Source organism: Levilactobacillus humaensis (genome assembly GCF_024345185.1).
In the GTDB taxonomy this organism is placed as follows: Bacteria; Bacillota; Bacilli; order Lactobacillales; family Lactobacillaceae; genus Levilactobacillus; species Levilactobacillus humaensis.
Genome location: NZ_BROB01000003.1, coordinates 24003 through 48099 on the forward strand (window position 1 = coordinate 24003; position 24097 = coordinate 48099).

The 24097-nt window shown below is 51.0% G+C and carries 22 protein-coding genes; 20 read left to right on the plus strand and 2 right to left on the minus strand.

Annotated features, from left to right (window positions below):
* Positions 1-38 precede the first annotated feature (38 nt).
* From OCU14_RS01290 to OCU14_RS01300, 3 genes are all read left to right on the plus strand, one after another.
* Complete coding sequence (locus OCU14_RS01290; RefSeq protein WP_057877924.1) at positions 39-494, plus strand: arginine repressor; 456 nt, start codon at positions 39-41, stop codon at positions 492-494.
* Positions 495-566: 72 nt separating this feature from the next.
* The gene (recN, locus tag OCU14_RS01295; RefSeq protein ID WP_261809436.1) at positions 567-2285 is read left to right on the plus strand and encodes a DNA repair protein RecN; all 1719 of its coding nucleotides are present in this window, start codon (positions 567-569) and stop codon (positions 2283-2285) included.
* Positions 2286-2436: 151 nt separating this feature from the next.
* On the plus strand, positions 2437-4491 hold the full coding sequence (locus tag OCU14_RS01300) for a SpaA isopeptide-forming pilin-related protein (protein WP_261809437.1): 2055 nt from the start codon (positions 2437-2439) through the stop codon (positions 4489-4491).
* Positions 4492-4546: 55 nt separating this feature from the next.
* Here the strand turns inward: OCU14_RS01300 and OCU14_RS01305 are convergent, their stop codons facing one another.
* Positions 4547-4873: a hypothetical protein gene (locus OCU14_RS01305; RefSeq protein ID WP_057877921.1), complete on the minus strand. Its 327-nt coding sequence runs from the start codon at positions 4871-4873 to the stop codon at positions 4547-4549.
* Between the two features lie 265 nt (positions 4874-5138).
* On the opposite strand from OCU14_RS01305, the gene gmk reads away from it, so the two are divergent.
* The 11 genes from gmk (at position 5139) to OCU14_RS01360 (ending at position 17153) form a co-directional block, all read left to right on the plus strand.
* The gene (gene gmk / locus OCU14_RS01310) at positions 5139-5753 is read left to right on the plus strand and encodes a guanylate kinase (protein WP_057877920.1); all 615 of its coding nucleotides are present in this window, start codon (positions 5139-5141) and stop codon (positions 5751-5753) included.
* A 3-nt stretch (positions 5754-5756) separates the two neighbouring features.
* Complete coding sequence (gene rpoZ / locus OCU14_RS01315) at positions 5757-5972, plus strand: DNA-directed RNA polymerase subunit omega (RefSeq protein ID WP_020089007.1); 216 nt, start codon at positions 5757-5759, stop codon at positions 5970-5972.
* Positions 5973-6067: 95 nt separating this feature from the next.
* Complete coding sequence (gene coaBC / locus OCU14_RS01320; protein WP_261809438.1) at positions 6068-7279, plus strand: bifunctional phosphopantothenoylcysteine decarboxylase/phosphopantothenate--cysteine ligase CoaBC; 1212 nt, start codon at positions 6068-6070, stop codon at positions 7277-7279.
* A 10-nt stretch (positions 7280-7289) separates the two neighbouring features.
* Entirely contained in the window at positions 7290-9710 is a 2421-nt protein-coding gene (gene priA, locus OCU14_RS01325; RefSeq protein ID WP_261809439.1) for a primosomal protein N', read from the plus strand.
* Positions 9711-9760: 50 nt separating this feature from the next.
* Positions 9761-10705: a methionyl-tRNA formyltransferase gene (fmt, locus tag OCU14_RS01330; RefSeq protein ID WP_261809440.1), complete on the plus strand. Its 945-nt coding sequence runs from the start codon at positions 9761-9763 to the stop codon at positions 10703-10705.
* Positions 10705-12048 (plus strand): 16S rRNA (cytosine(967)-C(5))-methyltransferase RsmB, encoded by a 1344-nt coding sequence (gene rsmB, locus OCU14_RS01335; protein WP_261809441.1) that lies wholly within the window; start codon positions 10705-10707, stop codon positions 12046-12048. Before fmt ends, rsmB begins: the two co-directional genes overlap by 1 nt.
* A gap of 12 nt (positions 12049-12060) precedes the next feature.
* Positions 12061-12804 carry a Stp1/IreP family PP2C-type Ser/Thr phosphatase gene (locus tag OCU14_RS01340; protein ID WP_261809442.1) on the plus strand — a complete coding sequence of 248 codons (744 nt, stop codon included), beginning with the start codon at positions 12061-12063 and terminating at the stop codon, positions 12802-12804.
* Positions 12804-14828, plus strand: coding sequence for a Stk1 family PASTA domain-containing Ser/Thr kinase (gene pknB / locus OCU14_RS01345; RefSeq protein WP_261809443.1), 2025 nt, complete (start codon positions 12804-12806; stop codon positions 14826-14828). The genes OCU14_RS01340 and pknB overlap by 1 nt, the downstream gene beginning before the upstream one ends.
* Positions 14829-14913: 85 nt before the next feature.
* The gene (gene rsgA, locus OCU14_RS01350; protein WP_261809444.1) at positions 14914-15810 is read left to right on the plus strand and encodes a ribosome small subunit-dependent GTPase A; all 897 of its coding nucleotides are present in this window, start codon (positions 14914-14916) and stop codon (positions 15808-15810) included.
* A 12-nt stretch (positions 15811-15822) separates the two neighbouring features.
* On the plus strand, positions 15823-16476 hold the full coding sequence (rpe, locus tag OCU14_RS01355) for a ribulose-phosphate 3-epimerase (RefSeq protein WP_261809445.1): 654 nt from the start codon (positions 15823-15825) through the stop codon (positions 16474-16476).
* The gene (locus OCU14_RS01360; protein WP_261809446.1) at positions 16476-17153 is read left to right on the plus strand and encodes a thiamine diphosphokinase; all 678 of its coding nucleotides are present in this window, start codon (positions 16476-16478) and stop codon (positions 17151-17153) included. Before rpe ends, OCU14_RS01360 begins: the two co-directional genes overlap by 1 nt.
* Before the next feature lie 132 nt (positions 17154-17285).
* On the opposite strand, the gene rpmB is transcribed toward OCU14_RS01360, so the two are convergent.
* Positions 17286-17471, minus strand: coding sequence for a 50S ribosomal protein L28 (gene rpmB / locus OCU14_RS01365; protein ID WP_057879201.1), 186 nt, complete (start codon positions 17469-17471; stop codon positions 17286-17288).
* Positions 17472-17712: 241 nt separating this feature from the next.
* Between rpmB and OCU14_RS01370 the strand changes: the two genes are divergently transcribed.
* The 6 genes from OCU14_RS01370 (at position 17713) to rnc (ending at position 24086) form a co-directional block, all read left to right on the plus strand.
* The gene (locus OCU14_RS01370) at positions 17713-18075 is read left to right on the plus strand and encodes an Asp23/Gls24 family envelope stress response protein (RefSeq protein ID WP_057879200.1); all 363 of its coding nucleotides are present in this window, start codon (positions 17713-17715) and stop codon (positions 18073-18075) included.
* A gap of 32 nt (positions 18076-18107) precedes the next feature.
* Positions 18108-19796, plus strand: coding sequence for a DAK2 domain-containing protein (fakA, locus tag OCU14_RS01375; protein WP_261809447.1), 1689 nt, complete (start codon positions 18108-18110; stop codon positions 19794-19796).
* Positions 19797-19869: 73 nt separating this feature from the next.
* Complete coding sequence (recG, locus tag OCU14_RS01380; protein WP_261809448.1) at positions 19870-21906, plus strand: ATP-dependent DNA helicase RecG; 2037 nt, start codon at positions 19870-19872, stop codon at positions 21904-21906.
* 15 nt (positions 21907-21921) lie between these two features.
* Positions 21922-22956, plus strand: a complete 1035-nt coding sequence (plsX, locus tag OCU14_RS01385) for a phosphate acyltransferase PlsX (RefSeq protein WP_261809449.1) — start codon at positions 21922-21924, stop codon at positions 22954-22956.
* Positions 22957-23034: 78 nt separating this feature from the next.
* The gene (gene acpP, locus OCU14_RS01390; RefSeq protein ID WP_057879196.1) at positions 23035-23286 is read left to right on the plus strand and encodes an acyl carrier protein; all 252 of its coding nucleotides are present in this window, start codon (positions 23035-23037) and stop codon (positions 23284-23286) included.
* 104 nt (positions 23287-23390) lie between these two features.
* Positions 23391-24086: a ribonuclease III gene (rnc, locus tag OCU14_RS01395; protein WP_057879195.1), complete on the plus strand. Its 696-nt coding sequence runs from the start codon at positions 23391-23393 to the stop codon at positions 24084-24086.
* The last annotated feature ends 11 nt before the right edge of the window (positions 24087-24097 follow it).

Here is a 24097-nt window from a genome sequence, read left to right on the forward strand (position 1 = left end):
TAAGATTATGCATTTTATCCGTATAAGGGGGGCCAAGTATGAAGAAACAGGAACGCCAACAGTTATTAAAACGTTTATTAACTGCGCGAGAAATTGAACGACAAGAGGATTTTGTCCACCTCCTAGCCGAGGATGGGATTCACGTGACCCAGGCCACCATCTCACGGGATATTAAAGAGATGCAACTGGTCAAGCTCCCCGCGGAGTCCGGCGGTTATCGCTACAGTCTCCCCGTTCAGAAAAAGATTGATACGCAGAAAAAATTACAACGCACCCTACAGAATGCCTACGTTTCCTTCGCCATTCAGGGCGACCTAACGATCCTGAAAGTGTTACCGGGTAACGGTCCAGTCATTGCGTCGTTACTGACACAGATGCGCTATGAATTTGTATTTGGTGCGCTGGGTGACGATAGCTCGGTACTCACCATTTGTGTTTCCCATCAGGGTGCCTTACAATTGGAAAAGACGATTAACCGCATGATTGCGGATTAGAGATCGACCACGACTGACTAACCAGCACAAGCTGATAAGCAGCGGTGGTCGTTTTATTTAGGGGGTCAACACGTGTTACAAGAACTGTCGATTAAAAATTTTGCAATTATCGACCACCTCGACGTGGCCTTTAAGAATGGCATGACCGTTTTAACCGGGGAAACCGGGGCGGGGAAGTCGATCATCATTGATGCCGTGGGCTTACTTGCCGGTGGTCGGGGTTCGGCCAACTTCGTGCGGACCGGGACCGATAAGGCGATCATCCAGGGGAGTTTTATCTTTCCTACTGGCGGGACGACCTACCGCGTCTTGGACGAACTGGGGATCGATCATGATGATGGCAGTGTGATCCTCCAAAGAGAGATTCACGCCAATGGTCGCAATACCTGTCGGGTCAATGGCATGCTGGTCAATACCAGCACCCTGAAACGGATTGGCGAGACGGCCGTAGATATTCACGGGCAAAATGAGCATCAGGAACTGATGCAGCCGGAGAAGCACCTGGGGATGCTCGACGAATTTGCCGGGGCCAAGGTGGCTAAACTCCGTGAAAATTATGGGCAGATCTATCGGCGCTACACCCAACTCCAATCGACACTGGAGAATCGGCGGACGAATGAAAAAGAATGGGCGCAACATTTAGACATGTTGACCTTCCAAGTCAACGAAATTGAATCTGCCAACCTCCAACCCGGGGAAGAGGATAAGCTGGTGGCCGAACGGGACCGCTTGGATAATTATCAACGGATCAACGATGCCCTGCAACGGAGTCAGATGACGTTGACGGGTGAGGAGACCGCACCGGGCGTGACCGACCAACTGAGTAGTGCTCTGCAAGCCATGCAGGGCATTGCCGACTTTGACGCGGCCTTCAAACAGATCAGTGATAGCTTAGAAACGGCTTACTACGCGCTGACGGATGCCGTGGGTGCTGTATCTTCGCAACTGGACTTACTCGAGTGGGATGAAGGCCGGCTAGATGCCATCGAACAGCGTTTGGACGTGATCAATCAACTCAAACGTAAGTATGGCGACTCCGAGTCACAGGTGCTCAAATACTACGATAAAATTGCGGCGGAATTAAAACAGATGCAGGCGACCGACGAACAAGCCGACGACCTGGAAGAACAGGTAGCCGCGCAGGAAACCAAACTTCACGAGGTGGGTGAACAGCTGAGTGAGGCCCGGCACCATGCATCTGAGAAGTTGGAAAAGGCCATTCACGCGGAACTTGCGGATCTCTATATGGCCAAAACGGTCTTTGCCGTTCGTTTCTCCCGGCCCAAGAATGAGGGGCTACTAAGCACTGGACTCGACCACATGGAATTTTACCTGCGGACCAATCCTGGAGAGGCAATGCGGCCCTTGGCGAAGATTGCCTCCGGTGGGGAACTGTCCCGGATTATGTTGGCGCTCAAGACCATCTTCTCTGAATCTCAGGGGATTACGTCCATTATCTTTGATGAAGTCGACACGGGGGTCAGTGGCCGAGTGGCCCAGGCGATTGCCGAGAAAATCAGTGGTATCGCTCGAGAATCTCAGGTCTTGTGTATCACCCATTTACCACAGGTGGCGGCTATGGCCGATCACCACTACTTCATTGCGAAGAAGATCGTGGGTGAACGGACTGAAACTTCTTTGAGACGGTTAGACGAATCCAACCGAGTGGATGAATTGGCCCGAATGTCAGCCGGAACTCAGGTGACGAAGTTAGCGTTGGAACACGCGTATGAATTATTGAAGTTAGCTGATGAAGTCAAGAACTCTCAGCCTAATAGTAAAAGTGAATAAGTGTATAATTAAGTCGTTATCAGGTGATTGATAACGGCTTTTATTATTAGAGCTAGCCTAGTTTAATACTATTACAGATTACCCCTTAAATTAGATCGAAGATTGATATATAATTAGATCAGCAAACAAAAACGGTGTAGAGGTGTGTGTCATGTGGAAGAGAATTGGCGTCCTAGGATTTAGTTTGTTAGTTGGGCTACTTATTTTGATGGGTGTTGGCCAGACAAGAGTGCACGCTGACGTTAATGATTTGACTGGATATGTGAGTGGAAGTGTCTCGGCACCGGCTAAAATTATGGAAAGTGGTGTGACTGATCCAATCTCGCTTAATACGGCTTTGCTCAGTAGTCAAGACTATATGTTGACTTACGACTGGGGGATTAAGGATGGAATTGTTATTCACAGCGGAGACTATGTTAAGGTTCAATTACCTAAAACAGCTGTTTATGATCAGTTCGTTACCAAGCCTATTGACGTCAAGCTTTCTGGAAGTAGTGACGCCGTCGGGACGATGGCCCTTGACCCAACGAATAAACAACAGATGATTATTACTTTTAATAATGTTCTGGAAAACACTAATACAGGACGAAAAGGGACAATCGACATTCATGTTCATGGAAGCGAATCTGGTGGTTCAGGAACTGGTGGTACGAGTGCTTCATTGATAAGAAAGAATGGCTGGCCGATAGATACTTACGATTTGGATAAAAACGGAAATCCGCAATATATTGCGTGGCAAATCGTTGTCAATCCGGATGGCAAGAATTTAGGTGATGTGACGCTAACGGATCAAATTGGTCCTCACATGACGTTTTATCAGAATGCTGACGATGTGGACGACCCACACAATTTGACAGCAAAGGTAGACAGTAATTCACTTCCATCAGATGATGTCGAGACGACGGCATCAGGTTCAACAATCAACATAAAATTAAAGCATGTAACACAGAAGATTGACATTCTTTACTATGCAAAGATTGATGCTAATTACTTTAATACCTACAAGTGGGGGAATTTCAGTAACTCAGTTGGATTGAGCAGTACTTCTGGAGGTGGAGATACCACCACAGATCCTGGGACGGCAGATGGCGTTCCAGCTAACGAAAGCGTTATGAAAAACTATAGCTGGGGTGCGGCGGCCGATATTAATGGTTGGTATACAGGTTCATTTGAATTAACGAAGACAGCCTTTGGCGACCCTGAAAAGAAGGGGCTGGCTGGTGCAACGTATGACCTACAAAAACTGTCTGATACTGGGGATTGGGAGAACTACCAGACAGGATTAGTGACCGGTGCTGATGGTATTCTGAAGGATACAACCCTTGAGGTTGGTACATATCGATTGCACGAAACGGCTGCTCCAGACGGGTACCTTTTGAATAGTACTGATAGTCCAGCAAGTACGGCAGTCACGCCTCAGCAGTTTACCGTTTCTGCTACCGATGGGGATAAAGTTAACATGCTAACACAGAGTGATAGTCCAAATGGGGCGACTTTAATTAAGAGGGATGCTGCAAATAATAAAGTAGTCCTTGAAGGGGCGACGTATCGATTGGTCAAGGGGACCGATGCTGGTCCCGACGATACCGCTGTTGTAAAGAGTGATTTAGTTACGGATAAAAGTGGTCAAGTTACTGTCAGTCCGCTGGCCCCTGGGATTTATTACTTTGAAGAAACGAAAGCTCCTGAGGGATACGATATAAATGACACGCCGGTTCCAGTGACCATTAAAAACACAGATACAGCTGTGGAAACAGTAGAACAGCAGGATGCGCCTAAAGAAAGTAGTTCCAGTTCAAGCTCCAGTTCAAGCTCTGATTCAAGTTCTACTTCCGGTTCTAGTTCGCACTCAAGTCATAACTCCGGTTCGAGTTCAGACTCTACCAGTAGTTACAGCTCCAGCACGAGTTCCAGCTCAAGCTCGACGTCCACACCTTCAAGCAAGCCTAACAAGGTCAGTTCGACCAGTAGCTCTACCTCTTCAATGACCTCTGGCAATAATGCCAATGGCGCCGTAACGTCAACGAGCAGTAGCCACGGGCCTAAGAGCGGGAGTTCTGCTGCCAAACCTGGCCTGCAACGTTACTTGCCAAAGACGAATGAACAGAAGAGTCTGGCTGCCATGATTATTGGCCTGGCAATCTTTGGGATTAGCCTGAGCCTTTGGGAATGGAACCGTGCCTGGTTACGTTCACTGAAACATTAATTTCGTCAAAAAAAATAACGCCTCCTAGTCTATGGTCTAGGGGACGTTATTTTTGTTAGAATCGTTGGATTGAACGCAAAAGTCGGGGAGCAACGATTGTCGTTAACCGATGGTCTTGCTTCAGGACGAGGTGACCAGCGGTATCTTCTTTCAAATGACCCATAGCCACTGCGGGGGCAATGTCTGGATTTGAACTCTTAAACTGTAAGCGAACAAAGTAGTGTCGGTCTAGCGCCTGACGGATAAAATAGGTCAGTTGCGATTCTGGCATCTGTGCGTCAACGACTTGTCCCTGAACAACGGGACGGGAACTAAATAATTCTTTGTATGCAGTGGCAACCCGATCGGAAAGGGCTGCGCGATTAAGATTTAAGTTTTGCATGCTGATCACCTCGAACGTTTGTTTGTGTCTTTATTATACGAACATACGTTTGAAAAGGCAAGACTTTTTTATCGGGTGGTCGAAATTACCAGTGATCCAGACTTTTTCTGGTTTTTCGGGTGGGATTCAACCTATTCGCGGGTAAATAGTGGTAATATAGTTACCTATAGATTAATAGCAGAGACTGCCAGAGTTGTGAGGTAAGACCAACTCGGTGGTGACCGGCGCTTAAATAAATTTTTTTGGATGAAGGGATTTTTAAACGATGGCTAAACGTGGAATGCTCATTGTGCTCTCGGGTCCTTCCGGAGTAGGTAAAGGAACCGTGCGCAAGGCTCTTTTTGAAACAGGCGCAACCGATTTTTCATATTCGATTTCGATGACAACGCGGCAACCCCGTGAAGGTGAAGTCAATGGGGTCGACTATTATTTTGTTTCTAAAGAGGAATTCGAAGAAAATATTCGGACGGGTCAGATGCTGGAATATGCCAAGTATGTTGACAACTACTATGGAACCCCGTTAAAATATGTTAATGAGACCCTTGACCAAGGTAAGGATGTCTTTTTGGAAATTGAAGTCAACGGTGCCATGCAGGTTCGGGCTAATTGTCCCGATGCCGTCTTTGTGTTCTTGACGCCGCCAGACTTAATGGAATTAAAGCACCGCCTGATTGGTCGGGGAACTGACGCCATGGACGTTATTAATAAACGGATCAAGAAGGCTGTTGGTGAAATTCAAATGATGCGCAACTATGACTATGCCGTGGTCAACGACGAAGTCAACAAAGCAGTTGAGCGGATTCAAATGATTATTCGCAGTGAACGGTTACGGGTAACCCGGGTCATGCCGGATTACGAACAAATGATTGGAGACGAATAGAAGATGCTACTTTATCCCTCAGTTGATGATTTATTAGCACAAGTTGATTCACGTTACTCATTGATCATGTTGGCTAGCAAGCGGGCCCACGAGTTGGACGCCGGTGCCAAGCCACTCTTGACCGATTACAAGTCGCCTAAGACCATTGGTCGTGCCCTGGAAGAAATTGCAGCCGGCGCACTAATGATTGATCCGGACGAAAAGGATTTGAACGCCTAACGCGGGCATTTCAGGAAAGACCAGGTTGCCATTGGGTGATCTGGCTTTTTTTATCACGAAAGGGACGCAATTGCTGTTAAATTGGGAGGGCTACTATGTTTGAAGGAAAACACGTGACGTTAACGGTAAGCGGGAGTGTGGCGGCCTATAAGGCGGCAATTTTGGCTCGAGACTTACAACGACTCGGCGCAACTGTCCGCGTTGTCTTGACGGCTGCGGCCGCTAAGTTTGTGACGCCGGCAACCTTTGCCGCATTAACCAAGCAGCCGGTGCTGACCGATGATCAGTGGTGGCGAGCGGACGGTCAAATTCCCCACATTGACTTGGCCGACTGGACAGACTTAGCCATTGCGGCACCCGCCTCGGCGAACCTCATGGCCCAATTAGCCAACGGGTTAGCCGATGATGTTGCCAGTGCCACTTGGCTAGCGACAGCGGCCCCTAAGGTAATCGTGCCAGCCATGAATACGCACATGTGGCAGGCTCCGGCCACCCAACGCAACCGGCAGACATTAATTGCCGATGGCGTAACGGTGTTGACCCCGGCGACGGGTGCCTTGGCCGAAGGCTACAGTGGCACGGGACGTTTCCTAGAACCCGCCGAGATTACCCGCCAACTTCAAGAGCTACCACTTTTTGGGCAGCAAACTTTGCAAGGTAAGTCGGTCATTGTGACCGCTGGGGGAACCCGTGAGCGGCTCGATCCCGTGCGTTTTCTGACCAATGATTCTTCCGGTAAGATGGGTTATGCCGTGGCTGAAGCCGCACAACAGGCAGGGGCAACGGTTACTCTGATCACGGCGCCAACACGATTGACGCCGCCGGCCGGCGTGACGGTCGTGCCGATTCAGAGTACCAGTGACCTCGCCCAGGCGGTCTTAGACCGTTTTCCACAAGCCGATGCGCTCGTCATGGCCGCCGCCGTGGCTGATTTTCAACCATTAGATGTGGCCGACCAGAAGATTAAGAAGAGCGCCGATAATGATGGCTTAATTTTGAAGTTAAGAAAGACCCCGGATATCCTGGCAGAAGTGGCCAAGATCAAACAGCCGCACCAGGTGACCGTGGGTTTTGCTGCGGAGACACAGAACTTATTAGCTAACGCGCAACACAAGCTACACAGCAAGTCGTTAGACTTATTGGCTGCCAATGATGTCTCGCGGACTGATATTGGATTCAACAGTGATGACAATCAGGTGACTTTGATTGACGCCAACGGTGAAGAGATCCAGACACCGAAGACCAGCAAGACGCAGATTGCGACGCTACTGGTTGATCAATTAGCCAAAATTTTAGCAACGAAGTGAGGTGACAACCATGGCCCAAATTGGCCAAATTTTAGTAGATGTGCCCACGATGCAGACAAATGACCCATATTCCTATGCGATCCCCGCTGAGTTAGAGCATCAGGTTCAGGTGGGGATGCGGGTAATTGTGCCATTTGGCCGTGGTCACCGTCTGGTAGATGGTGTGGTCGTGGGACTCAGTGATGTCACCAGTTTTGATGGTCAGTTAAAGCCGATTGAAACGGTGCTTGATTTGGCCCCGGTCCTCAACAGTGAATTACGCCAGTTGGCGGATTGGCTGGCGACCAAGACCTACGCCTTTCGAATTACGTGTATTCAAACGATGTTACCTAACTTACTCAAGACGCAACCGAAGCGCCAGGTGCGGCCGACGACCACGCTGAGTGACGCCAAAATGGCGACTTATTTTCCAGAGGGGGCACCCAGGGACTTCGATGCCACCAAGCTCGATGAAGAAACGGTGGCTGGTCTACTCAAGCTCCAACGGGCGGGCAAGGTTGAAGTCGTTTACCAGGTGAAGAACCAGGCCACGGCGAAGACGACGACCGGGATTACCCCGGCATTGCCTCCAACCAAATTAAACGAGATTCGGGAGGCCGTCAGTCAACGGGCCCCGAAACAAGCGGATCTCTTGGCCTATCTCGCTCAGATGCCAGCTGATAAGGTCATCGCTCAGAGCGAAGCCCGGAAGCAGGCCAACGTGAGTGCGGCAGTCATGACGACCGCTGCCGAGAAAGGGTGGTTGACCCGGTCGACACTGGAGGTCTACCGTGATCCGTTCCATCAACCCGTTACACCTACGAAACCCCTGCATTTGAATGCGGAACAGCAGGTGGCGGTTAGTGCCATTACTACCGCTGTTGATGAGCAACAGACCGAAAATTTCTTGGTTGAAGGGGTCACCGGGAGTGGGAAAACCGAAGTCTACCTGCAAAGTATTGCCGTAGCTCTGGATCAAGGACGGACAGCTCTCATGCTGGTGCCTGAAATTGCCTTGACGCCCCAGATGGTCAATCGGGTGAAAGCTCGGTTTGGCCAGCGGGTGGCGGTTCTGCATAGTGGGTTATCCAAGGGAGAACAGTATGACGAATGGCGGCGGATCGATCGCGGCGAGGCAACAGTGGTTGTCGGTGCCCGGTCCGCAGTCTTCGCACCTGTGGAGAATCTCGGCATTATCATCATGGATGAGGAACACGAAAGCAGTTATAAGCAAGATGAGAATCCACGTTATCACGCCCGTGACGTGGCGTTGTGGCGCGGTGAATACAATCACTGTCCGGTCGTGCTGGGAAGTGCCACACCGTCCTTGGAGACGCGTGCGCGGGCTGCCAAGGGCCTCTACACGCGGTTGGTCCTACCCAAACGGGCGAAGACGCAGGCGATGATGCCCACGGTTCACGTGGTTGATATGCGCGAGCAGATGAAATTACAAGGGGACAGCGACTTCTCGGAACCGCTCATGACGGCCATTCAAGAACGCTTGGATCGGCATGAACAGATTGTCTTGATGCTGAATCGACGGGGTTACTCGTCATTTGTCATGTGTCGGGACTGTGGGTTCGTGCTGAAGTGTCCCAATTGTGACATCTCACTGACGTTGCACATGGATACGCACAGCATGAAGTGTCACTACTGTGGGCATGAGGAGGCCATTCCTCACGTTTGTCCCAACTGTCATAGCAAGAAGATTCGCTATTATGGAACCGGGACGCAGAAGGTGCAACAAGCCTTAGAGCAGCGCTTGCCAGATGCAAAAATCTTGCGGATGGATGTGGATTCTACCCGTCGGAAGGGCGCCCATGAACGTCTGTTACGTCAATTTGGCGAGCACAAGGCAGATATTTTACTGGGAACCCAAATGATTGCTAAGGGTCTGGACTTTCCCAACGTCACGTTGGTCGGTGTTCTGAACGCCGATACGGCGCTAGGCTTACCGGACTTTCGGGCGAGCGAACGGACTTTCCAACTGCTGACGCAGGTCAGTGGTCGCGCCGGTCGCGCCAGCAAGCCAGGTGAGGTGTATATCCAGACGTTTAATCCGGACCACTATGCCATTCAGTTGGCGCAGCAACAGGATTACGAACGGTTCTTCGTGACCGAGATGCACATGCGGCATCAAGGAAGCTATCCGCCATATTACTTTGCGGTTCAGCTGACAGCCAGTCATGAAGAAGAGGCGGTAGCGGCCAAGGCAATGTTTCAGATTGTCGATGCCTTAAAGCAGGGGCTCAGTCCCCAAGCGATTATCCTCGGTCCCACGCCTAAGGCGATTGCGCGGGTCAAGCGGAAGTATTATTATCAAGTTGTGATTAAATATAAACACGAGCCGAAATTACGGGAGGTGCTCGAACAGATTCGTCAGGCAGCTCAGGTGCCAGCAAGGCACGGGTTGGCCGTGACGATCGATTCGGAACCAATGTCCTTTATGTAGGCGATTAGCCAAATAAAATTGAAACTTAACTATGGAAAGTATGGTGTCCAATGACTTCAGTTATTTTTATGGGAACGCCGCAGTTTTCTGCGCCGATCCTGAGTAGTTTGATTGACCATGGCTACAATGTCCTGGCCGTGGTAACCCAGCCAGACCGTCGTGTCGGCCGGAAGCATGTTTTAACGGCGTCACCCGTCAAGCAGGTGGCCGTGGACCACGATATCGAGGTCTTACAACCCGAAAAGATCTCCGGGAGTCCCGAGATGGCTCGAGCCATTGAACTGGCCCCAGACCTCATTGTGACGGCAGCCTTTGGTCAATTTCTGCCAACCAAGCTACTGAAGGCGGCCAAGGTGGCGGCAGTTAATGTCCATGCCTCATTGTTGCCCAAGTACCGTGGTGGCGCACCCGTACACTATGCCATCATGAATGGTGACAAGGAGACCGGGGTTTCCATCATGTACATGGAAAAGAAGATGGATGCAGGGGATGTCATCGCGCAAGAAGCCATGCCAATCACGGACCAAGATGATGTGGGGAGTATGTTTGATAAGCTGAGCCTGTTGGGTCGCGACCTCTTACTGGCCACGTTACCTAAGCTCCTGGCAAATGAAATTACGCCGGTGCCACAAGATGAGAGTCAGGTCACATTCTCCCCAACGATCAAGCCGGAGGAAGAACGCGTGGACATCACACTGAGTGCCCACCTGATCGACTGCAAGGTTCGTGCCCTGCGGCCATTACCAACGGCCCACGTCTATCTCAATGGCGTGCGGACCAAGTTGTGGCAGGTGAAGGTGCTCGATCAGACGACGGACCTCAAGCCCGGTCAATTAGTGAGTCATGACAAGCATCACTTGGCGATTGCCACCGGAGATCATGGGGTGCTCGCAATCGAGACACTTCAACCGGCTGGCAAACCAAAGTTAAGTATTACCGATTTTCTAAACGGAACTCAAGATGCCCTTAATGTGGGCGAACAGGTGGTTGAATAATGACGAGAAATGTAACGCCTAGAGCGTTAGCGGTTGAAGCACTGACCCGAGTTGCCAATGGGGCATACTCAAACTTACAATTGGAACAGACCTTAAGCAGCCACAACCTCAGTGATGTCGATCGGCGTTTCGTAACCAACTTGGTTTACGGGACTATCCAACATCAATTGACGTTGGAATACTATTTGGAAGGTTTCGTAAAGCCTAATCAAAAGGTTTTACCATGGGTTAAGATGACCCTGTTAGTTGCTCTTTACCAGGAAATCTATCTGGATCGGGTGCCTAAGCGGGCAATCTTTAACGAAGCCATTCAATTGGCTAAGGATCGGGGCCATGAAGGGATTCGGCGTTTCGTGACTGGGGTCTTGCATGCCATGGATCGTCAGGGCTTGCCCGACGTGTCCAAGATTAAGGATCCGTTGAAACGGCTCAGCATAACCTACTCCGTTCCAGAATGGTTAATTACGGCCCTTCAGGAACAAGTCGGTGAAGAAAAAACGGTCAGCATCTTAGAAACCATCAACCAGCCGGCCGCACAATCCGTCCGGGTCAACCCACTGGTGACGACACCGGAAGCTGTTAAACAATCTCTAGAATCCGAAGGCTATGAAGTGACCCCAAGTGTCGTCGCTGCCGGAGCCTTTCGTTTAGACGACCATCCAGCGAGCGAAAGCCGCGTCTTTGAAGACGGCAAGGTGACGATTCAAGACGAGAGTGCCATGTTACCCGTTGAAGCCTTACAAGTCCGTCCTGGTGACCAAGTCTTAGATGCTTGTGCCGCACCAGGGGGCAAGACGACCCAGATCGCTGCCTTACTCGACCCCCATTCCGGTGGTAAAGTGACGGCCTTGGATCTCCACGAAAAGAAGATTCAGGTTATCGAACGGAACGCCGAACGGATGCACGTGGCCGATCGCGTTGATGCCATGGCCTTAGACGCCCGTAAGGTGGACGACAAGTTCAAGGATGGCAAGTTTGACCGCATCCTAGTCGATGCGCCATGTTCCGGATTGGGACTGATTCGTCGGAAGCCTGAGATTCGTTACGAAAAGACCCCACAAGACATTCAACAACTGCAAAAAGTCCAATTAGGCATTTTGGATGCCGTGGTCCCTAAGCTCAAGGCCGATGGAATCTTGGTCTACAGTACCTGCACCATTTTAAAGACAGAAAATAACGAAGTTGCCGAGAGATTCTTGGCCGAACACCCCGATTTCGAAGCGCTTCGTGTAACCACCAAATTAAACCTTAAGGATGACCGAACGACGGACACCCTGGCAATTTACCCCGATGACTATGATTCGGATGGGTTCTTCGTCAGTGCCTTTCGTCGTAAGAAGTAGGGGGTGACGGTCATGGAAGTGGCCTATCGAACATCAATTGGGAAGCAACGGGTCGATAATGAAGATTACGTGGATGTTTTCACGAATCAGGCCAAGCAACACCTGGCTATCATTGCCGACGGTATCGGCGGCAATCAGGGGGGCGACGTGGCCAGTGCCATGGCGGTATCCCACTTGGGTCATGAGTTTCAACAGACCACCCTGCCAACGCCAGCGGCGGCACGCCAATGGATTACTACCGAAATCACTGCCGAAAATCAATCGATCATTGATAAATCGAATCAGTTTGCCGATCTCAATGGGATGGGAACCACGCTGGTGGCCGCACTCTACTATGATGAAGAGGTTGTCATTGCGAACATTGGGGATTCTCGGGCCTACCTGCTACGGGATAACCTGTTGCGGCAGCTTACCGAGGACCACTCGCTGGTAAATGAACTGGTTAAACGTGGTGAAATTAGCCGTCAGGCCGCGCGGCACCATCCCCAAAAGAACGTGATCATTCGTTCATTAGGGATTTCGGATGACGCGCGTTTTGACCTGAATACCTATCCACTAGTGGGTGGTGACCAGCTGTTACTCTGTACGGATGGCCTCACCAACATGGTGGATGATGATCGGATTCAAGAAGTCCTTCTGAGTGACCGAACGGTGACCGAAAAGTGTGACCGGTTGGTCGAACTGGCCAACGACGCCGGGGGATTGGATAACATTACCGTTCTCCTGTTGGCGAAGTCGGCTGGGGAGGTGAGCTGATGCGTGCGGGATATACGCTTAACGGCCGCTACCGCATCGTCCGTGCTTTGGGCGAGGGCGGCATGGCCAACGTTTACCTGGCTCACGATCTGATCTTAGATCGTGATGTGTCAGTCAAATTGCTTCGATTGGATCTGCGCGATGATCCGGGGACGATTCGGCGATTCCAACGCGAGGCCTTAGCAGCAACGGAATTGGTTCAGGAAAACATTGTCCAGGTCTACGATGTCGGCGAAGAAAATGGCATGCAGTATCTGGTCATGGAGTACGTTGAGGGAACCGATCTGAAGGCTTACATCAAGGATCACTTTCCGATTCCTTACCAGGAAGTCATTCAGATCATGGAACAAATTCTCAAGGCCGTGAAGACGGCACATGATCACGACATCATTCACCGTGACCTGAAACCACAAAATATTCTGATCGACCATCATCAGGTTGCTAAGATTACAGACTTTGGGATTGCGGTGGCGTTGTCGGAGCACAGTCTGACCCAGACCAATACGGTTTTGGGTTCCGTCCATTACCTGTCACCAGAACAGGCTCGTGGGGGGATGGCGACGAAGCAGTCCGACATCTATTCCCTTGGGATTATTCTTTATGAAATGTTGACCGGCACCGTGCCCTTTGAAGGGGAAACGGCGGTGTCGATTGCCTTAAAACATTATCAAACGGAGATTCCATCCGTCAGAGACATCGATCCTCGGATTCCCCAAGCCTTGGAGAACGTCGTGTTACAGGCGACGGCCAAGCGCCCGGCGGACCGGTACAGTGATATTGCCAGTATGGCCGATGACCTGAAGACGGCATTATCCCCAACGCGAGCAGATGAGGCCCGGTTCATTCCGGAAAACAATGATAATGGTGAGACCAAGGTCTTGCCGATCAGTGCTTTAAAGGAGATGCCGATCCCCCATGTTGTGGTGACCCCGGAAGCGGCGAAAGCTGCGGCCAAGGCCGATGATGCGTCGGCGGCGGAAACCGAGCCAAAGAAGAAACGCTTGAAGTATAAGGATCGTCATCCCCGGCGGCGGAAATTCATGTTGGCAGGGGGAACCATCTTCCTCCTCATCGTGGGTATCTTGATTGGGATGGCCCTTTTCCGGCCGAAGATGACCAACGTGCCAAATGTGATTGGTCAACAGGAAACCTTGGCACGACAGGCACTGGTGTCTTCGCATTTAAAGGTTGGTAAGATCCGGAAGACCACGAGTTCTAAGGTGAAGACCAATCGCGTTGCCCGGACGGAACCGCGCTCAGGGACACAGCTCAAGGAAAATACGGTGGTGGATCTCTGGGTTAGCACCGGCCCTCGCCGCGTGAAATTGGCGGACTATCAGGGTGACTCGTATGCCAGCACCGCGGCCAAGCTCGAGGCCATGGGCTTCACGGTTCACCGTGAGTCCGTGCACTCGACCAGTGTGCCCTCCGGCCGAATCATTCAGCAGAGTGTGGTCGCCGGTAAACGAGTTGTGCCGGCCAAGACGGACCTGACCTTTACCGTGTCGACGGGATCGGAAACGGTCACGTTGGCCGATCTGACGAATAAGACCAAGGCGCAAGCCCAGCGTTATGCCACGGATCACAACTTGAATCTGGCCTTTCGGTACGCCTATTCCAATGACGTCGCCAAGGGCAAGGTCATTCGTCAGTCACCAGGTGAAGGGGCTGTGGTTCAAGAGGGTGACGAAATCACGTTGACCCTGTCACGCGGTGAACAGACCGATAGTAGCTCGGACACCGATGAGTTCAATGTGGACGTTAAGATTCCTTTTGACGATGGCGATAGCGATGACACCAGCGACGATAGTGGTGCATCTAGTGGGACAAACAAGAGTAACTTGATTCAGATTTATTTAAAGGATCAGGACCATTCGCTCAGCACCATCTACAAGCAAATGACAATCACTGCGGATACTTCGGTCACCTTACCGTTTACCGTGGCATCGGGCAAGGCGGGGGCCTATAAGGTCGTTCGCGATGGCCATGTCATTGCATCGGACAGTCATGTGACGAAAAATTAATAAAAAACCTGCATTTACGGCTCAGTTCTTTTATAATAAAAGAGAACTGAGTTTTTTAGATCAACAGAAACAAAGGAGGTGCTGCATGTCAGAGGGACAGATTCGCCAGTCATTAAGCGGCTTTTACGACGTCTTTAGTGACGGGAAGATGTATCGAACCCGGGCACGGGGTAACTTTCGCAAGCGGCGCATCACGCCACTCGTGGGAGATCGTGTGCAGTTTGAGAGCTCGACACCAAAGGAAGGCTACATTCTCGAGATTCTCCCAAGAACCAACGCCCTGACCCGGCCACCTGTGGCCAATATTGATCAGGGAATCGTGGTTACGGCAGTGGCGGCGCCGGAGTTCTCGACGAACCTGCTGGACCGGCAACTGATTGCGTTAGAGATTAGCGGAATCAAACCGGTCATCGTCTTCACGAAGACTGACCTGATTGACGACGATCGTTACCAGACGTTTGAAACGTTGGCAGCCGGCTATCGTCAGATCGGTTATCCGGTCGTTCTGACTCGCGAGCCATTCTCGGCGGACGGGTTGGACCAAGTCAAGGCCACTCTGGCCGATCGCGTCACGGTGATCATGGGGCAAACGGGGGCCGGAAAGTCCACGTTGTTGAACCACATCGCGCCCGACCTGGAATTGGCAACTGGGGAGATTTCGACGGCGTTAAACCGTGGGAAGCACACGACTCGTAAAGTTAGCCTGATGCCGATCGCCGGTGGTTTGGTGGCTGATACCCCAGGATTTTCGTCATATGACACGCTGACCATTGGTTACCGAGACCTGGGGCACTACTTCCCAGAATTCTTGGCGGTGGCCAATCAGTGTCGTTTCCGGGGCTGTGTGCACCTGAATGAACCTGGGTGTGCGGTCAAAGAAGGGGTTGAGAGTGGCGACTTGATGCAGAGCCGTTACGACAACTACCTTCAGTTACTCACGTTGTTAAAGAATCAAAAACCAATTTATAATAAAAAGAAATGAGGAAGATAATTTATGATTAAAGTAGCGCCATCAATCCTGAGTGCGGATTACGTCAACTTACAAAAGGACATCGAAAAGGTCGACCAAGCCGGTGCCGAAGTTTTACATATCGACATTATGGACGGTGACTTTGTCCCAGCCCTGTCATATGGTCCAGGTTGGGTTAAGGCTATTCGTCCAATTACCAAGATGGTCTTAGACGTGCACATGATGGTTCAAAACCCAGAACGTTACGTTGACGACTTCGCCAAGGCCGGTGCCGACATCATCGGGGTTCACGTTGAAGCAACGCCACACATTCACCGGGCCTTACAAATGATCCAAAACGCCGGTGTGACCCCAGAAGTTGTGATCAACCCTGGGACTCCAGTGGTCGCTATCGAACCCGTCTTAGACATGGTTGGCCAAGTGTTGGTTATGACCGTTAACCCTGGTTTCGGTGGTCAGAAGTTCTTACACAGCACCGTTGAAAAGATTGCCCAATTGGAAGCTATCAAGAAGGAAAAGGGCTACACCTTTGATATCGAAGTCGACGGTGGGGTTAACAACGAAACGGTTGTTGACTGTGCCAAGGCTGGTGCCACGGTTGCCGTTGCAGGTTCATACGTCTTCAACGCCGAAGACCCTGCATCCCGTGTGCAAGCCTTAAAGGACGCCACTAAGTAATGCCACGTGGGGGAACTTTCAATCTCCTCGTGGGCGGTCCCAAGGCCAACTGGCCTGAAGGCCTCAGCACGCGGAACATTGCGGGCCCCTGGATTGGCGTTGATCGAGGGACCTTACGCTTAATTGATCTGAATATTCAGCCCGTGGCGGCAGTGGGGGATTTCGATTCCCTACAGGCGCCCGAACTGCAACGAGTCCGGCGTAACGTCAAGGACATTCGGCAGTCACAACCGGAGAAGGATTACACGGACACCCAACTGGCGGTGACCGTGGCCCTCAACGATTATGGTGCAGAAAAAATTGATATTTACGGGGCAACGGGTGGTCGCCTCGACCATTTCTTGGCTAACTTATTTCTGGTGCTTCAACCGGAATACAAGGCCTACGCCCAACGGATTCGATTGATTGATCGGCAGAATACGATTACTTTCTATTTGCCGGGTCACTACACGGTGACCAAGGAACCCGATAAGAACTACCTGGCGTTTATCCCTTTGACGCCAATCGATCACTTGAGTTTAACGAATGAAAAATATCAGCTCCACAACGAACCCATTCCTTATCCGATCTCCTTTGCCAGCAATGAGTTTGTCGGTGAGACCGGGGAATTTCAGTTCGATACGGGTCTGCTCTGTGTGATTCAAAGCTGCGATACTTTTGAAGCCCGCCACGAGTAGGGACTGTACGAGAAAGGCGTCTGACTGCCACGACATTAGTCGTGGGGGTCAGACGCCTTTCTTTGCTCACAAAAAAATGAGGAGACCCGGCAAACCGGAACTCCTCATTCTTTTGTTTAACCGTATCTATCACTAGACGCGGGTTACTTTACCTGATTTTAAAGTCCGAGCGGAAACCCAAACTCGTTTTGGCTTACCGTCCACTAAGATGCGAACCTTTTGTAAGTTCGGCTTCCAAGCGCGACGACTTGAGTTCAAGGCGTGGGAACGCTTGTTACCAAAACGTGTCCGCTTGCCGTTAAGAAAATCCTTTGCCATGGCGTAAAACCCTCCTTTGTGGATTCATTCATTACTTTTTTTAAAAAGCAGTGCATTTTGCTCACCTGACTAATTTACCATAATCTTTTCTAGAACGCAATGGTTTCTTTCAAGCAAATCTACTTGACACTTATTTGCCGCCGTCATGAGGTTTTGGGAGTTCCTATTTCTATTTTTGGCGTGGTTGTGGTAAGATTAATCTCTGTTAAGATTGACTATCTAGAATAAGGAGGCTATTTCCATGGCCGTAAAGATTAAGACTCAGTACGGAACAATTGATATTACCAATGAAGTGATTGCGACCGTTGTTGGGGGTGCCGCGACTGATAACTATGGTGTCGTGGGTATGGCAAGTAAGAATCAGATTCGTGATAACGTGAATGATATCTTACGGCGGGAGAATTATGCCCGCGGCGTCGTTGTTCGTCAGGAAGAAAATGGCGTGGCAATCGATGTTTACGTGATTGTGAGCTACGGAACCAAGATTTCCGAAGTCTCACGGAACGTCCAATCTAAAGTAAAATATAACCTAGAAACGATGCTGGGGGTTTCCGCAAACTCAGTCAACGTGATTGTACAAGGGGTGCGGGTGTTGGCTGACTAGCCAGACGTACTGAAATCAAGGAGGATACTTAGTTGAAAGTAACAGAAATTACTAATCTTGAGTTTGGTAAGATGGTCCAAGCCGCCTCGCAAAAGCTAAACCAAAACGCTGATTTTATTAACTCACTGAATGTTTTTCCCGTTCCTGATGGGGACACCGGGACCAACATGAGCCTGTCACTGCAGAGTGGGGCCAAGTACGAACGAGATGCCGACAGCACGGCTGTGGGTGTCTTAGCTGTGGCCCTGGCTAAGGGACTTTTGATGGGGGCTCGGGGAAACTCTGGGGTTATCCTGTCACAAATTTTCCGCGGGTTTTCTCGGAAATTAGCCGATAACCAGACGTTGACGGCCCAAGACTTAGCTGATGGCTTTGCTGCGGGTGCAGAGACGGCGTATAAGGCCGTTATGAAGCCAACCGAAGGAACAATCCTGACGGTGGTTCGTGAGGGCGCACAGGCCGGTTTAAACGCCGCTAAGGACAGCGATGATGTCCTGGTTGTCATGGATGCCATTTACGAGGCTGCTAAGGCGGCCTTGGCAACAACACCAGACCTATTGCCAGTTCTGAAGCAAGTCGGTGTCGTGGACTCCGGTGGCCAAGGGTTAACCTTTGTGCTCGAAGCCTTTAACGACTCCCTGAACGGCCGCGTTGCTGAAGAGGGCGACTACAAGCCAGACGATGCTGAAATGGATGAAATGATCGATGCTGCTCACCACCAAAGTGTGCAAGGCAAGCTCGATCCCAACAGTATCAAGTATGGCTACTGTACCGAAATCATGGTACGTATCGGTCGTGGGAAGCAAATCCAACACGACTTCGATTACGATACCTTCTACAAGTACCTCGCCGGTTTAGGTGACTCCCTGTTAGTCGTTAACGATGAGGAAATTGTGAAGGTCCACGTGCATACTGAACATCCCGGCAAGGTTATTGCCTGGGGACAAGAGTTCGGTGACTTGGCTAAGGTCAAGGTCGACAACATGCGGATGCAACAGGAAACCATCATGGAACACGACGACCAACCGGCCGAAGCAGAAGCCTTGCCAGCCGAAAGCGAAGAGACCGATACGGCCATCATCGCTATCGCCGCTGGCGATGGCCTCGCCAAGCTCTTTAAGAGTCTGGGCGTGACCTACGTGGTTAACGGGGGTCAGACGATGAACCCAAGTACGCAGGACATCGTTGACGCCGTAAACCAATGCAAGGCCAAGCGGGCAATCGTTTTACCTAACAACAAGAACATCTTCTTGGCTGCCGAACAAGCGGCTAAGGTCACGGATGTCCCAACGGTTATCGTGCATTCAACGACGGTTTCTCAAGGGATGACGGCCATGCTAGGGTACAATCCAGATGCTGACCTCGAAGATAACCAAGCGGCGATGGAAGAAAACTTGGCGGCAGTCAAGAGTGGTCAAGTGACTCACGCTATCCGCGATACTGAGCTCGATGGTTTTGATATCAAGGAAGGCAACTTCATGGGAATCGTTGACGGGACTATCAAGGTTACCGACGCCGATCTCCTGAAGACCGCTGAAGAAACGGTTCAAGCCATGCTGGATGATGACAGCGAAATTGTGACGATTATTTACGGTGCCGATACGACCGAAGCTGTAGCGCAAGAGCTACAGACGGCCATTGAAGGCATGGATGACGAATTAGAGACAGAAATTCACGCGGGGGGCCAACCGGTCTATCCGTTCTTAATTTCCGTTGAATAGCCGATTGACGGCAGGAAGATTGGGCTAGTTGGTCCAATCTTTTTTCAATTTTAAGAGAGAGGAGGTACTGGGTGTGACGAGTTTAAGTGATCCGGTCAGTGAGTTAGCAGGGGTTGGGCCTAAACGCGCACAGGCTTTGCGGTCGTTGGCAATTGAAAATGTCAATGACTTGTTGACATACTTTCCATTTCGTTACGAGGACTTACAAGCCAAAGATCCCACGGAGTTGACTGACCAAGCTAAGGTGACGTTAAAGGGCACGGTTGCGGCCGCCCCAGTGATTTCACGCTTTGGCCGGCGCAAGACGCGACTGACTTTTCGTCTGCTGTTGGACGAACACACGATAATTCCAGTAACCTTCTTCAACCAACCGTGGCTTAAGGACAAACTGGAAGTTGGCAAGGAGCTCGCCGTTTATGGTCGGTTCGATGCCAAACGACAGAGTCTCTCTGGCATGAAAATTATTGCCAGTGCCGATGGTGGCGGTATGGGATCGATTTATCCGGCCAACAAGGAAGTTCGCCAGGGCACCATTCAGAAACTCGTGGAGAGTGCCTTTGAGACGTACGCTCCGGTGATCGTGGATTTGATTCCGGAACCCTTGCGTGACGAATATCGCTTGCTCCATCGTCGCGAGATGATTCACGACATGCACTTTCCAGAAAGTGATCGGGCAGCGCAGGCGGCCCGCCGAACAGCGAAATTCGAGGAGTTTTACCTGTTTGAAGTCCGCCTCCAGGTGGTCAAGCAACAGGACCATACCTCACACGGGCAGGCCCTGACGTATGATTTGCCGCGGCTCAAAGACTTTATTGCGGCCTTGCCGTACGAGTTGACGGCTGCCCAGAAACGGGTGGTCAACGAGATCTGCTACGACTTGAAACGACCGATCCACATGAATCGGTTGCTGCAAGGGGATGTTGGTAGTGGGAAAACGGTGGTGGCAGCAATCGCCATGTATGCCGCGATTACCGCTGGGGCGCAGGCGGCTCTGATGGCCCCCACCGAAATTCTAGCGGAGCAACATGCCGACAATTTGGCCAAACTCTTTGCTGATTTCCCCGTCAACGTGGCACTGCTAACGGGAGCCACCAAACCGGCGGCTCGCAAGACGCTGTTGCCACAGATTGCCAAGGGGACCGTGAACCTGATTGTCGGGACCCACGCTCTGATTCAACCCGAGGTCGATTATGCCGATCTTGGTCTTGCGGTCATTGACGAGCAACATCGTTTCGGGGTTAATCAACGACAAGCGTTACGCGAGAAGGGCCAACAACCCGACGTACTGGCCATGACGGCCACCCCAATTCCACGGACACTGGCGATTACCGCCTATGGTGAAATGGATGTCTCCGTGATTAATGAACTCCCAGCCGGTCGGCAACCGATCAAGACCAGTTGGATTCGCAGTAATCAGGTGGATTCCACGTTGCGTGAGGTTAAGGCCGAGTTGAGCAGTGGCTCTCAGGCTTACGTGGTGACCCCCCTGATTGAAGAATCTGAGGCCGTTGACATGAAGAATGCCGAGGCTATTTATGAGCGGTTCAAGGAACAGTTCGAGCCCACGTATCGAGTGGGACTACTTCATGGCCGCATGAAAAATGATGAAAAGAACGCCGTCATGGACGCGTTTAAAAAGAATGAATTCCAAGTGTTGGTGGCGACGACTGTGATTGAAGTCGGGGTGGACGTGCCCAATGCCACGGTGATGATGATTTACGATGCCGATCACTTTGGTCTGGCCCAGTTGCACCAATTACGAGGCCGGGTTGGTCGAGGCAAGAAGGCCTCAGCCTGCATCCTCATCGCCGATCCGAAGAACGAACTCGCCGTGGAGCGAATGACTACGATGACCAGCACCAATGATGGCTTCGTTTTATCGCAAAAGGATTTGGAATTACGAGGCCCAGGTGATATTCTGGGTAAAAAGCAGTCCGGTGTTCCCGACTTCAAAGTTGGCGACCCGGTGGCGGATCTGAACATCTTGAGCGTTGCCCAGGAGGCGGCTAAGGAAACAGTGGCCTCGCCCAATTGGGCCGATAAGGATGCTAATCTGGCATTAGCGGCCTTTCTCAGTACCACGGCTCATCAGAACACCACCATGGATTAGATAAGGAGACGAATCATGAAAATTGCCGTTGACGCAATGGGAGGCGACTACGCTCCCGCCGAGATTATTAAGGGGATTGAACAGGCACGTGACGCCTATCCAGACATTGAATTTTTAGTGTTTGGTCAGGAGGACAAGGTTCAGCCACTGATTCAAAATGACACGCGGATCACCCTGGTTCCTGCCAGTGAAGTCATTACAATGGAGGACGAACCGGTTCGTGCCATTCGACGCAAGAAACAGTCGAGTATCGTGCTCGCTGCGACGGCGGTCAAGGAGGGGCAAGCAGATGCCTTCTTCTCCGCCGGAAATTCCGGGGCCGTTTTAGCTGCTGGCCTGCTGATTGTCGGTCGGATCAAGGGGATTGACCGTCCGGGTTTGACGACGACCTTACCTGTCTTACGCAAGCCCGATCAGTCGAGCTTTGTGATGTTAGATGTCGGTGCCAACGCGGACACCAAGCCGTTTAACGTCGTGCAGTATGCGGTCATGGGTCAGTACTACGCCCAGTCCGTGATGCACGTCGACCAACCGCGGGTAGGTCTCCTGAACAATGGGACCGAAGCCGACAAGGGTGACAAGGCGCATCAGGCGATCTACCAAGCACTGAGTGGGATTGATGGTCTGAACTTTATTGGGAACGTGGAATCGCGGGAACTCTTGAACGGGGCGGCCGATGTGGTCGTGACCGACGGGTTTACCGGAAATGCCACCCTTAAGGCCATTGAAGGCACGGCGCTGTCAATGCTCAAGCTGATCAAGGGTGAAATCATGAGTGGTGGTCTTGGTGGCAAGATTGGGGCCAGCCTATTGAAACCCGTCTTCAAGAATGTTCAAAGCGCTATGGATTACTCTCAATATGGGGGAGCCGTATTGCTGGGTTTAAAGGCACCTGTGGTCAAGACCCACGGGTCCAGCAAGGCGCCAACTATTAAGAACACGATCGGCCAGATTCACGAGTTGATTCAAACTCATAGTGCGGAACAGTTGGTCAGCTATTTCGACCAGCATACCGATGAAATGGCGGCCTTAAAGGAATCGCTTAAGTAGCCTGTCATTAATTTGCTAGACAAGGCCCGTTAAAACGGTTAGACTACTTATTGAATACTGTGAGCGAGGGAGTAAACTATGACAAGAACAGAAATTTTTGATCAGGTTGCAGACATTATTGCCGACCATTTTGAGGTCGAACGCGATCAGATTAACGAACAGCTAAACTTCAAGCAAGACTTAGACGCAGATTCCATTGACTTTGTGGAATTTGTCCTGGAATTGGAAGACACCTTTGGGTCTGAAATTTCCGATGAGGACGCCGAGAAATTAAATACGATCGGTGAAGTGGTGGATTACATCGTTGCCCATCAAGCAGAACAAAAATAATGATTGAGCGAGTCCGGGCCGCAACTTTTCGTCCCGGGCTTTTTCAATCTCATGCCCTTAAAAGGCGTGAGCGGATCAAGCAACAAAGAAATGAGGGGTCACACGTGATTGCGGGATTAAATCAAGAGTTACAGGATAATTTTGGGATTCATTTCAAGGACCAATCCTTATTGGATGAGGCCTTCACACAGGCGTCATACGTCAATGAACACCCTAATCAGGGGCTAAAGTTCTACGAACGGATTGAATTCTTAGGGGATGCTGTGATGCAGTTGGTGGTTTCCAACTACATCTTCCGGCGTTACCCCAAGATGCCCCAAGGTCGGTTGACCCGGCTGCGGGCAGCCATGGTTAACGAGCAGAGTTTTGCCAGCTTTGCCCGTGAGTGTCACTTCGACCAATATATTCGTTTGGGACGTGGTGAAGAGAAGGCGCAGGCCCGGCACCGAGATTCACTGCTATGTGACATTTTTGAGTCCTTCATTGGTGCACTCTACATGGATCAGGGACTCGACGCCGTTGTGCCCTTTGTGACCACGGTGGTCTTTCCGAAACTCGACGAGGGCCGGTTCGACGAATTTTTCGATCACAAGACCGAACTTCAAGAATTGGTTCAGAAGAACGGGTCGGTCACCATTGACTACCGTTTACTGGACGAAAAGGGACCAGACAATGACCGAGCCTTTAAAGTGGCCGTTTACGTCGACGACAAGCTCCTTGGTGAGGGCCACGGCCATTCCAAGAAGCACGCCGAACAGAACGCGGCACGCCACGCCCTGGAGAATTTGAAAGAAGAGTAAGGATGACTAAC